Source organism: Bradyrhizobium sp. WYCCWR15520 (genome assembly GCF_056174665.1).
This window is the reverse complement of sequence record NZ_JBWBWM010000021.1, coordinates 154,249-165,049: the sequence shown is the minus strand read 5'-3', so window position 1 is coordinate 165,049 and position 10,801 is coordinate 154,249. Positions and strand designations below refer to the sequence as shown.

Genomic DNA, 10,801 nt, shown 5'->3' with positions numbered 1-10,801 from the left:
CCGCCGCCCGCCGCGGGCCCGGCCGCCGCCGCAGCCCCCGGACCGGCACAGGCTCAGTTGGCGCCCGTTCCCGGCGCGCAGCCGACGGCGGTGCCGCCGCTGCCCGCACCGGTCACGATTCGCTGATAGGACGGTTGTCGAACAAGCATTTGAGGCGCGCCGAGGGCGCGCCTTTTTTGTTGGGTCGTCTTTGCCGGGACAGCGGGCGGCCCGATCTGAGTTCCGCGGCTCGCACAGATTTTCACCGTCGCGATATTCGCCCGCTTGATTTCACGTTCGCTCCGACTAACTGCCGCCAGTCGCAACGAACATGAGGATCACGCCATGCGAATTCTTGTTGCGGGTGCCACTGGCGCCGTCGGCCTTAAGCTCGTTCCGCAGCTGATTGAGGCCGGTCATTCCGTTGTCGGCACGACCCGAACGGCAGCGAAGGTCGAAATCATCAGGCGGATGGGCGCGGAACCCGCGATCGCCGATGGGCTCGACGCACAGGCCATTCGCACTGCTGTGATCGCGGCGAGGCCGGATGTCATCGTCGATCAGATGACTGATCTCGCAGGGGTCACCGATCTCAGGCATTTCGACCGCGCCTTCGCCACCACCAACAAGTTGCGCACGCAAGGCACCGATTTCCTGCTGGCGGCTGCACGCGAAGCCGGCGTGCGGCGTTTCATAGCCCAGAGCTTCTGTGGATGGACCTACGGTCACGGCGGCGAAGCGATCAAGACGGAGGCCGATGCGCTGGACCCCGATCCGCCGGAGGAACTGCGCCGCACGCTGCAAGCAATTCAATATCTGGAAGGCGCTGTCGCCGGTTCGGCAAGCCCTGAAGGGATTGTCCTGCGATATGGATCATTCTACGGTCCGGATACCGGTATGCTCTCGGGCGCGATGATCGATCAGGTGCGCCGCCGCCGCGTGCCGCTGATCGGCGGCGGTGGCGGACGGTGGTCGTTCATCCACGTCGATGATGCCGCTGCTGCTACCGTTGCTGCAATCGAGCGCGGCAAGCCAGGCGAAATCTACAACATCGTCGACGATGAACCGGCTGATGTCAGCGAATGGCTGCCTGCGCTTGCCACGCTGGTTGGAGCGAGGCCGCCCATTCGCGTTCCGGCCTGGCTTGGCCGGTTGTTCGCCGGCGAACACCTGGTTTCGATGATGACCGAGGTGCGGGCGGGCTCCAACACCAAGGCGAGGCGGGAACTTGGCTGGCAGCCGGCGCACGTATCCTGGCGAGAGGGATTTGCGGAAGCTGTCAGGCAGTCCGGCGAGCAGAGAGCGGCGGCCTGAGGTTTGCCGCCTCAGGCCAGCCGCTGCTTCGGCTCGCCCTTGAACCAGGCGTCGATGCCCTCGACCATCTGCTGATAGTGGTTGCGGAAGCTGTCCTCGGTGACGTAGCCGAGATGGGGCGTCAGCACCATGTTGTCGAGCTTGCGGAACGGATGGTCGACCGGCAGGGGCTCGACCGAGAACACGTCGACGCCGGCGCCGGCGATCTTCTTTTGGGTCAGCGCTTCCAGCAGCGCGCCCTCATCGACGATCGGCCCGCGCGCGGTGTTGACGAGATAGGCGGTGGGCTTCATCCGCGCCAGCTCGGCGGCGCCGACCAGCCCGCGCGAGCGCTGGCTCAGCACCACATGGATGGTGACGATGTCGGCGGTCGAGAACAGCTCGTCCTTGCTGACATAGGTGACGCCGACTTCCTTGCATTTTTCCGGCGTCAAATTCGGGCTCCAGGCGATCACGTGCATGCCGAACGCCTGCGCCAGCTTCGATACTTTGGTGCCGAGCTTGCCGAGGCCGATGACGCCGAGCGTGCGGCCCTCGATCTCCATGCCGACGTGCTTCTGCAAGGGCTCGCCGGCATGCATGCGGGCGTTTTCGCGGCCGATATTGCGGGTCAGTTCCAGGATCAGGCCCATGGTCAGCGGCGCGGTCGGATCGCGGCCCCATTGCGTACCGCATAGCACCACCTTGTGGTCCTTGGCGGCCTCCATGTCGATGGCGGCATTGCGCAGGCCCGAGGTGATCAGCAGTTTCAAATTCGGCAGCGCGGCAAACATGGTGCGCGGGAATGGGGTACGTTCGCGCATCGCGCAGATGATCTCGAAATCCTTGAGTGCGCTGGCCGCCGTTTCCGCGTTCGTGAACGGCTGGTTGAACACCGTGATGTCGACGCGGTCGGAGACTTTGGACCAGTCGGCGACCGAGAGCGCCACATTGAGATAGTCGTCGAGGATTGCACAGCGCAGCCGCGTCATGGGGAAGGTCCGTTGATGGCGAAGATGACGGCGGGATGGCCGTCCGGGAAGATCGCCATGGTTGCGCGCAATCAGGAGCGGCGCAAGCGGACTTAAACGAGGGGCTGCCTCAAATAACCGGATAGCTCAGTTTGAACGGCCGAGATGCTTGGCCCGCCAGGCCGGACCGGGGCCGCGCATATAGTGCTGTTCCGGGCGGTAGGGGTTGAACGCCATGGCTATAAACTTCCGCCAGAAGGCGCGGAGTTCTGCCAGCGGTTTTGCCAGTCCGGCGCTTGCATGAGCCGGGGCGTGAAGGGATGCCGAGCTGATCGTAGCCATGACGCGGGCCTTGTTTTCAGAACGCCTTTTTCGGCGTTGAAGACGATTTTTCGCCCGATTTATTAAAAGATAGTTTCAATTGTCGGGATATCGGCCCACATGGTGACCAACCCGTATTCACCCGTGGTGAACGGCTGGAAAACGGGTTCCCGCGGTTGCCCTTTGGCGGCCACGCCGCTACATCAGCGGCAGCAAATCTCCGTAAAATCCAACCATTTCCAAGGATCGCGATGGCTCGCCAGTTCGTCTATTTCATGCAGGGTCTGACAAAGAGCTACCCGACCCGCAAGGTGCTCGATAACATCCATCTGAGCTTCTACCCGGACGCCAAGATCGGCGTGCTCGGCGTCAACGGCTCGGGCAAATCGACCCTGCTCAAGATCATGGCCGGCCTCGACAAGGAATATACCGGCGAGGCCTGGGTCGCCGAGGGCGCCCGCGTCGGCTATCTCGAGCAGGAACCGCACCTCGACCCCGCCCTCAACGTCCGTGAAAACGTCATGCAGGGCGTCGCCAAGCAGAAGGCGATCCTCGATCGCTACAACGAGCTGGCGATGAACTATTCGGACGAAACCGCCGACGAGATGACCAAATTGCAGGACGAGATCGAGGCCCAGGGCCTCTGGGATCTCGACAGCAAGGTCGACCAGGCGATGGATGCGCTGCGCTGTCCGCCCGACGATGCCGACGTCACGAAACTTTCCGGCGGTGAGCGCCGCCGCGTCGCATTGTGCCGCCTTCTGCTGGACCAGCCGGAACTGTTGCTGCTGGACGAACCGACCAACCATCTCGACGCCGAGTCGGTGTCCTGGCTGGAAGGCCATTTGCGCAACTATCCCGGCGCGATCCTGATCGTGACCCACGACCGCTACTTCCTCGACAACGTCACGGGCTGGATCCTCGAGCTCGACCGCGGCCGCGGCATTCCCTACGAGGGCAATTATTCGTCCTGGCTGGTGCAGAAGCAGAAGCGCCTCGAGCAGGAGGGCCGCGAGGACGCCGCGCACCAGAAGACGCTGGCCCGCGAGCAGGAGTGGATCGCGTCCTCGCCGAAGGCGCGCCAGGCCAAGTCGAAGGCCCGCTACCAGCGCTATGAAGAGCTCTTGAAGCAGGCCAGCGAGAAGCAGACCCAGACCGCGCAGATCATCATCCCCGTCGCCGAGCGGCTCGGCGCCAACGTCGTCGACTTCGAGGGCTTAAGCAAAGGTTATGGCGATCGCGAACTGATCGACGATCTCACCTTCAAGCTGCCGCCGGGCGGCATCGTCGGCGTCATCGGCGCCAACGGCGCCGGCAAGACCACGCTGTTCCGCATGATCACCGGGCAGGAAAAGCCTGATAAGGGCACCATCACGGTCGGCGAGACCGTGCATCTCGGTTATGTCGATCAGTCACGCGACGCGCTCGATGGCAAGAAGACGGTGTGGGAGGAGATTTCCGGCAATAACGAGCTGATCCTGCTCGGCAAGAAGGAAGTCAATTCGCGCGGCTATTGCTCGTCGTTCAACTTCAAGGGCGCCGATCAGCAGAAGAAGGTCGGCGCGCTGTCAGGCGGTGAGCGCAACCGCGTGCATCTGGCCAAGATGCTCAAGTCCGGCGCCAACGTGCTGCTGCTCGACGAACCGACCAACGACCTCGACGTCGACACGCTACGCGCGCTGGAAGAGGCGCTGGAGGATTTTGCCGGCTGCGCCGTCATCATCAGCCATGATCGCTGGTTCCTCGACCGCATCGCCACCCACATCCTGGCCTTCGAAGGCGACAGCCATGTCGAATGGTTCGAAGGCAACTTCCAGGATTACGAAAAGGACAAGATGCGCCGGCTCGGCCAGGACAGCATCATTCCGCACCGCGTGAAGTACAAGAAGCTGACGCGGTGAGACGGCACTCCCGAGGCAACGCCCGTGGCTCGAGCCACGGGCGTTTTTGTTTGAACTGCGGTGGCTGATTTGCTGCGGCGCTCCGCCCAACATTTTCGCGCCCCCTTGGTGAAGCGCGAACGAAAGCTGCAGCCTTATCGCCCATCGGAAATCTGCCAGCGTGGAACGAGCCCGGTAATTTCTAGGCGCAATCATAAAGACCGCTAATTTTGCCTTGAAACTCGGCATAACGTGACGTTCCCGTAATATGCGCTGCGGCCAGTTGTCGCTTCACAGCGCGGTCAGATTGCGTAGATATAAGCCGCCTTCCGCAATTCGAATCCTCCAGCCGAGCCCTCCCTGATGTCCCTTGCTCCCGAAACGCCGTTGCCGCCCGAAGTTCAGCGGAAGGCATTGCGCCCGATTCCGCTGCTGATCTTCAGCTCCCGCTGGCTGCAGTTGCCGCTCTATATCGGCCTGATCGTCGCGCAGGGCGTCTATGTGGTGTTGTTTCTGAAGGAGTTGTGGCACCTGTTCGCCCACGCCTTCGATTTCAGCGAGCAGCAGATCATGCTGGCGGTGCTGGGCCTGATCGACGTGGTGATGATTTCCAACCTGCTGGTGATGGTCATTGTCGGCGGTTATGAGACGTTCGTCTCCCGGCTCAATCTGCAAGGACATCCCGATCAGCCGGAATGGCTCAGTCACGTCAACGCCAGCGTGCTCAAGATCAAGCTCGCGATGGCCATCATCGGCATCTCGTCGATCCATCTGTTGCGCACCTTCATCGAGGCCGGCGGATTGGCATCGGGCAAGAGCGGCTATACCGAAACCGGCGTGATGTGGCAGACCATCATCCACACGGTTTTCATTCTGTCAGCGATCGGCATTGCCTATGTCGATAAGCTGTCGAATGTTTCCACGGAGAATGCCAAACACGCCGCCTCGCATTGACGGGCGTGTAAATCAATTGGAGTTTCGGCTTTGCGAACGGGAGCGATCGTCGCAATTCTGATCGGAGCTGCGATGACTCTTGGAACGGCGCATCCGGCGTTCTCCGCCGATGCCGCCTTCACCCAGTTCATTGCCTCGCTGTGGCCGGAGGCGCAGGCGGCGGGCGTGTCGCGCGCGACGTTCGATCGTGAGACAAGCGGGCTCGAGCCTGACTACAAATTGCCCGATCTCCTGCTGCCCGGGCGGCCCGCCACCGGCGCGCCGGCGCAGGCCGAGTTCGTGCAGGTGCCCGCCGACTACGTGAAGGAAGCGTCGATCGCGCGGCTGGCGGCCGAGGGGCAGAAGCTGATGCAGAAGCATCGCGCGGCGCTCAGCGAGATCGAAAAGCGTTTTGGCGTTCCTTCAAGCGTCGTGCTCGCGATCTGGGGCCGTGAGACCGACTACGGCCGCTACCGCCTGCCTTACGACACGCTACGTGTGGTCGCCACCCAGGCCTATGTCGGCCGGCGCAAGGAGCAGTACCGCGGCGAGTTCATCCTGGCGCTGAAGCTGCTCGGCGAGGGCGCGGTGGCGCGCAGGGATTTTCGCTCGTCCTGGGCCGGCGCGACCGGTCTCACGCAATTCCTGCCGTCCGAGTACTACAAGCACGGCGTCGATCTGGACGGCGACGGCAAAGTCGACATCTGGAATTCAGTTCCTGATGCGCTGGCAGCGGCCGCGCAGCAGCTCGTCAACAAGGGCTGGCAGGCGGGTGTGCGCTGGGCCTATGAGGTGAAGGCGCCCGCCAATGTCGATTGCACCATGGGCGTGCCCGAGGTGACCAAGCCGATCGCCGAATGGCTGCGCGCGGGCTTCGTGCCGGTGCGCGGACAGAAATTGAGCGCGGCCGAGCAGGCGCAGCCGGCCTCGCTGTTGCAGGTGGAGGGCATCTACGGCCCGGCGTTCCTGACGACGAAGAACTACTTCGTCATCAAGGAATACAATTTCTCCGATCTCTATGTGTTGTTCGTCGGCCATCTCGCCGACCGCATGACGAACCCGCGGCCGTTCGCAACGCCATGGTCGGCCTCGACGCAACTGCGCTCGGCCGATGTCGAGGCCATGCAGCGTCACCTGACGCGCATCGGTCTCTACAAGGACAAGCTCGACGGCAAGGCCGGCATGCAGACCCGCGCGGCGCTGGGGGCGTATCAGAAGTCCGCCGGCCTGAAGGTCGATTGCTGGCCGAGCGAAGCGGTGCTGCGCTCGATGAGCGCGGGGCGCTGACGTCGTTCATCACGTAGCCCCATCCGGGCTGCAGGTCGAAGCAAACAAAAAGCCCGGCCGAGATTTCGGCCGGGCTTCGGATCAGGACGCGCGGGTCGCGCGCCGATCGATCAGATCAGTTGCAGACTTCGACGCGGCGATAGCGCCAGTCGTAGCCGTCCCAGAAGCGCTCGCGAACCATGCGGCACGCCGGGTAGGGCGCTTCTTCCACATACACCGGACCGCCATAGGCCGGGCGGCTGGAGGCAATCGCGCCACCGATGATCGCGCCGCCGAGCAGGCCGGCCGCCACACCTGCGGCAACGCCGCGCTGTGCGCTTGCGGGCGTCGAGGCAAGCGAACCGGCAATTGTTGCGACCGCGACGAAGGCAGCAAATGTCTTCTTCATGTCCTGGGCTCTCCTGGAGTGACGCCTTCGGGCGCCGGGTTTAGGGATGACTCACACGCTGTTTCGAACTGCCGCTTCGCTAAAAAAGCGCACATGGGTCAATCGAAAGTAAACGTTCGCAATGGGTGGCCGAAAAAAACGGTATTTTTGCGCCAGAGATGGCAGACATCCCGGAACAGCAGTGCTTTTCCGGGATGTTTGGGCCGTAATTTAATGAAGATGAACGGCGGTTAATCGCAAACCCTGACGCTGCGGACCCGCCAGCCATAGCCGTCCCAGAACCGCTGCCGCTGCCAGATGCAGGATTCGCCGTAGCCGGGATCGGCGACATAGGCCGGGCCGCCGTAATAGCCAGGCGCATAATAACCCGGGCCGCCGTAATAATAGCCGTTCTGGGAGGCAATCGCGCCGCCGACAATGGCGCCGCCGATCAAGCCGGCTGCGACGCCCGCGGCCACGCCGCGCTGCGCATGGGCCGGCGCGGGAACAGCCACGGCCGAAACGGTTAACGCAGCGGCGGCGCCGAGCGCGATCAATGTCTTCTTCATGGGCTCACCTTTCTCAACGTGAAGAGCATCACGGTTTTGCCGCGGCAAAAGTTCCACATTTCGCTTGAATGATCAATGAACGCAGAAGGCTCCGGCGATGACGAAAACGGGAGGTGGAGCACGTCACGGTGCGAAGATACCGACGGCTGTTCTTGGTCCTTGAACGAAGGATGCGACGACGATGAGCGGAATGGCGGCATTCATGGCAGCGGTCGGCGGCACCTCGCTGATCTGCTACCTGCTGATGAACCGGGTGCAAAACCGCAAGCCGCGGCGCGAGAGCGCGGGTGGCGACAGCTATGGCACGACTTCTAGCGCCAGTTCCGGCGGCGATGGCTGGAGCCTGTTTTCCTGGGGCGGCAGCGACAGTTCTTCGTCCCATGATTCCGCTTCATCCAGCGACAGCGGAGGAGGCGGTGGCGACGGCGGAGGTGGTGGCGGCGATTGATCGCGGAAACACCGGCAAATCAGCGCCGGATTGATTTACCGCAACTCTGCCTTTTTAGATTCATTCCAGAGTTTCCCCGGCATCAGTTTGGAATTGCTTGAAAATGCGGCTTTTCCTTTTGCATCTCTTCGCTCCCTTAAATAACGATGAGGTCGCATCACTAAGGGTTCTAGCGGTTTCATGATTGTCTGTTCCTGCAACGTCCTGAGCGACCACGATGTCCGTAATGCCGTGAGTGCAGCTTCGGACCTGCCGCGAAATCCCAAGCAGATTTACGGCTGCCTCGGCTGCAGTGCCGAATGCGGCCGCTGCGCGCGCACCATCAAGACCATCATCGACGAAGCACTGGGCGCCTGCGCCAAGGAATGCTGCTCCGGCTGCCCGCACAGCCGCCACGCCGCCAACGACGAGCCTGCGCAGGAAACCGCCCCGGCGTTCGCCCTCGCGGCCTGCTGAAAGCTCTCTGAATCCCCTGATTTTTCGCCGTTTCCACCGCTTTTTTTGCGGAACGGTTGCTCTTGGCTCCAAACTGATTTAGAAGCGTTCTAAATTCAGTGTCAGGCCGCCTTGGCCTGAGAAATCGGAGTGGACCATGCAGGGCGATCCCAAAGTCATCGACTATCTCAACAAGGGCCTGCGCAGCGAGCTCACCGCGATCAACCAGTACTGGCTGCACTACCGGCTCCTGAACAATTGGGGCCTTTTGGACATGGCCAAGGTCTGGCGCAAGGAATCCATCGAGGAGATGGAGCACGCCGACAAGTTCACCGACCGGATCCTGTTCCTGGACGGCTTCCCCAACATGCAGGTGCTCGATCCGCTCCGCATTGGTCAGAACGTCAAGGAAATCATCGAATGCGATCTGGCTTCCGAGATTGCCGCGCGCACGCTCTACCAGGAGGCCGCAACCTACTGCCACAGCGTCAAGGACTACGTTTCCCGCGACCTGTTCGAGCAGCTGATGAAGGACGAGGAACACCACATCGATTTCCTCGAGACCCAGCTCGATCTGATCCAGCGCATCGGCCTCGAGCTCTACACCCAGAAGCACGTCGGTGGCCTCGAGAACGGGGATTGAGCGCCGGATCTCTGGCACGCGACTCTATCGACTTCGTCATGCCGGGCAAAAGCGCGAAGCGCGTCTTCGCGCTAGATGTCCCGGCCATCCACGTCTTGGGCATGGCATGCAAGTAAGTCGTGGATGCCCGGTTCGAGCCCGGGCATGACGGCGAGAAAGCAAGCTCAAAGCTGCGTCTTGTAACGCTCGTAAATCACGTCCTGGCTTTCCCGCTCGCCGAGGCCGGTCTGGTCGTGGATCACCTCGCCGATGCTCGGCATCACCGAGCGCTCGACCCGCTCGCCGCCCCACAGTTTCGAGCGCATCAGCGCTTTGCCGCAGTGGAAATAGGATTCCCTGACCTCGATCCGCAGTATCGCGCGCGGCGGCTTGCCGAATTCGATCATCGAGGCCATCAGCTCCGGGTCTGCCGACACTTTGCCCTTGCCGCCGACCCGCAGCGTCTCGTCGATCCCGGGCACGAAGAAGATCAGCTGCACGAAGCCCGAGCCCTCGACGATGTTGCGAAAGCTGTCGATGCGGTTGTTGCCCGAGCGGTCCGGCATCAGCAGCTCGTTCGGCCCCGCAACGTGGATGAAGCCGGGATTGCCACCGCGCGGCGAGGCGTCGACGCTGCCGTCCGAGCCTGAGGTCGCCAGCACGCAGAACGGCGACATGCCGATGAATTTCTTCGCATGAGCGTCAATCTCCGGCCGCGCCTTGGCGATCACGCGCGGCGAGGGGGCAGGATAGATCGTGGCGAGGTCGCCAGGGGCAAGATCGGACAAGGGAATCCTCCGGTCGGTTTTTGTCAGACTAGCATCCCGCCAATTTTACGTCATCCCCAGGTTGGAAGGCTTCCAGCTCCGTCCTTGCGAGCGAAACGATTTGTCCGCCGCAGCTTTAGCGAAGGCGGAAGGGCGGCACGAACGTGCTATCGATCTTGCGGGTGGTTCGGGGTGAGGTGCCGTCGCAGCATGCGCCCAACATGCGGTTTAACCGCCCGCGGAGCCGCTCTACGGTCATCTTCACGATTGGAAACGCGTTGAGCACGAACACGAAGATTGCGATCGGCCTGCTTTCACCCGTGGGATTGCTGTTTGCGCTGCCCATATTGCTTTGGGCTTTCAGCTTCACTGAACTCTTGGGGCAGGAGAGATGCAGCATCGGCTCCATTAGCGACGTCGAATACGCGCGCATCCTGTCTCGGGCCGGCGCGCAACGCTGGACAGTATGGCCCGGTCTGTCGAATGGGGTGTTTTGGCCGTCGGACAATGGCTTCCGAGGCCCGACAGCATCTTTCACCAGCAATCTCAATGATCAGCTTCTCTCGCATGTCAGAGAGCTTGCTGGACCCGAGGCGTCCATTGATCGCCAACTGGCTTCCGGCCATGCCGTTATGCGCAGCATGGGCGCAGAATACGTCCAGACTCAGGAAGTGCCTGATGTGCGTCGGGATCGCGCCGGTTCGCACGTCCGTTTCACATACTACTTGCCGCAGGTTCGGTTCGCGCCTGCGTGTGTTCTTTGCCTGATATGGTGGTACACGACCATTGACGTGATCTTTTCTCATGACCCCGCCACCGACCGATACGAGTTGCAGGGAGTGACCGTTCTGCACGCAGGGCAGAAAGGCACTCCCGACAAAGAGCGCGCGCGCAACGTCCCGTGGGGTAGTTGCCCTAAGTTTCGATGA

At 62.1% G+C, this 10,801-nt stretch carries 13 protein-coding genes; 8 read left to right on the top strand and 5 right to left on the bottom strand.

Annotated features, from left to right (window positions below):
• The first annotated feature begins 324 nt into the window (after positions 1 to 324).
• A complete protein-coding gene (locus AC0QUY_RS24500; protein ID WP_475388782.1) occupies positions 325 to 1,293 on the top strand; it encodes an NAD-dependent epimerase/dehydratase family protein in 969 nt (322 codons plus the stop codon).
• 11 nt (positions 1,294 to 1,304) lie between these two features.
• On the opposite strand, the gene AC0QUY_RS24495 is transcribed toward AC0QUY_RS24500, so the two are convergent.
• Together AC0QUY_RS24495 and AC0QUY_RS24490 are read right to left on the bottom strand one after the other, a co-directional pair.
• A complete protein-coding gene (locus AC0QUY_RS24495; RefSeq protein WP_475388780.1) occupies positions 1,305 to 2,264 on the bottom strand; it encodes a D-2-hydroxyacid dehydrogenase family protein in 960 nt (319 codons plus the stop codon).
• A gap of 126 nt (positions 2,265 to 2,390) precedes the next feature.
• Positions 2,391 to 2,585, bottom strand: a complete 195-nt coding sequence (locus AC0QUY_RS24490) for a hypothetical protein (protein ID WP_475388779.1) — start codon at positions 2,583 to 2,585, stop codon at positions 2,391 to 2,393.
• Positions 2,586 to 2,815: 230 nt separating this feature from the next.
• Here AC0QUY_RS24490 and ettA point away from each other — a divergent pair, with 230 nt between their 5' ends.
• The 3 genes from ettA (at position 2,816) to AC0QUY_RS24475 (ending at position 6,664) form a co-directional block, all read left to right on the top strand.
• The gene (gene ettA, locus AC0QUY_RS24485; RefSeq protein WP_475388778.1) at positions 2,816 to 4,465 is read left to right on the top strand and encodes an energy-dependent translational throttle protein EttA; all 1,650 of its coding nucleotides are present in this window, start codon (positions 2,816 to 2,818) and stop codon (positions 4,463 to 4,465) included.
• A 342-nt stretch (positions 4,466 to 4,807) separates the two neighbouring features.
• Entirely contained in the window at positions 4,808 to 5,398 is a 591-nt protein-coding gene (locus tag AC0QUY_RS24480; protein WP_161852325.1) for a TIGR00645 family protein, read from the top strand.
• Between the two features lie 72 nt (positions 5,399 to 5,470).
• On the top strand, positions 5,471 to 6,664 hold the full coding sequence (locus tag AC0QUY_RS24475) for a lytic murein transglycosylase (protein WP_475388776.1): 1,194 nt from the start codon (positions 5,471 to 5,473) through the stop codon (positions 6,662 to 6,664).
• A 115-nt stretch (positions 6,665 to 6,779) separates the two neighbouring features.
• Here AC0QUY_RS24475 and AC0QUY_RS24470 read toward each other — a convergent pair whose 3' ends face one another.
• Both AC0QUY_RS24470 and AC0QUY_RS24465 read right to left on the bottom strand, forming a co-directional pair.
• Positions 6,780 to 7,052, bottom strand: a complete 273-nt coding sequence (locus AC0QUY_RS24470) for a hypothetical protein (RefSeq protein WP_065744450.1) — start codon at positions 7,050 to 7,052, stop codon at positions 6,780 to 6,782.
• Between the two features lie 230 nt (positions 7,053 to 7,282).
• Positions 7,283 to 7,600 carry a hypothetical protein gene (locus AC0QUY_RS24465; protein ID WP_161852327.1) on the bottom strand — a complete coding sequence of 106 codons (318 nt, stop codon included), beginning with the start codon at positions 7,598 to 7,600 and terminating at the stop codon, positions 7,283 to 7,285.
• Positions 7,601 to 7,781: 181 nt separating this feature from the next.
• On the opposite strand from AC0QUY_RS24465, the gene AC0QUY_RS24460 reads away from it, so the two are divergent.
• The 3 genes from AC0QUY_RS24460 (at position 7,782) to bfr (ending at position 9,126) form a co-directional block, all read left to right on the top strand.
• Positions 7,782 to 8,048: a hypothetical protein gene (locus tag AC0QUY_RS24460; protein ID WP_475388775.1), complete on the top strand. Its 267-nt coding sequence runs from the start codon at positions 7,782 to 7,784 to the stop codon at positions 8,046 to 8,048.
• Between the two features lie 180 nt (positions 8,049 to 8,228).
• Positions 8,229 to 8,504, top strand: coding sequence for a (2Fe-2S)-binding protein (locus AC0QUY_RS24455; protein WP_475388773.1), 276 nt, complete (start codon positions 8,229 to 8,231; stop codon positions 8,502 to 8,504).
• A gap of 136 nt (positions 8,505 to 8,640) precedes the next feature.
• Complete coding sequence (bfr, locus tag AC0QUY_RS24450) at positions 8,641 to 9,126, top strand: bacterioferritin (RefSeq protein WP_475388772.1); 486 nt, start codon at positions 8,641 to 8,643, stop codon at positions 9,124 to 9,126.
• A 164-nt stretch (positions 9,127 to 9,290) separates the two neighbouring features.
• Here the strand turns inward: bfr and AC0QUY_RS24445 are convergent, their stop codons facing one another.
• Positions 9,291 to 9,893 carry an MSMEG_1061 family FMN-dependent PPOX-type flavoprotein gene (locus AC0QUY_RS24445; RefSeq protein WP_475388770.1) on the bottom strand — a complete coding sequence of 201 codons (603 nt, stop codon included), beginning with the start codon at positions 9,891 to 9,893 and terminating at the stop codon, positions 9,291 to 9,293.
• A 257-nt stretch (positions 9,894 to 10,150) separates the two neighbouring features.
• Here AC0QUY_RS24445 and AC0QUY_RS24440 point away from each other — a divergent pair, with 257 nt between their 5' ends.
• Positions 10,151 to 10,801 (top strand): hypothetical protein, encoded by a 651-nt coding sequence (locus AC0QUY_RS24440; RefSeq protein WP_475388769.1) that lies wholly within the window; start codon positions 10,151 to 10,153, stop codon positions 10,799 to 10,801.